Below are 275 nucleotides of genomic sequence, written 5' to 3'. Positions count from 1 at the left end.
CGACGGGGCCTTCCTGTGCGGCGGATCCGGCTCGGGAGTCGGGGTCGGGCGCGGACGTCGCGTCCGGTGCCCAGTCCATGACTCCCGAGTCAGGAGACGGCGCGGGGCTCCGGGCCGGGGCGGAGGCGGTGGCCGCCGAGTCCGTGTCGGACGAGCCGAAGTCGGGTTCGGGGCCGGAGGGGAAGACCGGGTCCCAGTGCGAGCCGTCCGTGACCGGCGACAGCGGAGGGTCGTCATCGGTCTTCGGTTCGGGGGGCAGGACGGTGGCGTCGAGG

The 275-nt window shown here is 75.3% G+C and carries 1 pseudogene; it reads right to left on the bottom strand.

The window, feature by feature from the left end:
- Positions 1 to 275 (bottom strand): annotated as a pseudogene (locus D471_RS40395) (hypothetical protein); the annotation flags it as partial.

Source organism: Nocardiopsis lucentensis DSM 44048 (assembly GCF_000341125.1).
Classification (GTDB): domain Bacteria; phylum Actinomycetota; class Actinomycetes; order Streptosporangiales; family Streptosporangiaceae; genus Nocardiopsis; species Nocardiopsis lucentensis.
Note: the sequence above shows the minus strand (reverse complement) of the source record. Positions and strands in the feature narration are given on the sequence as shown.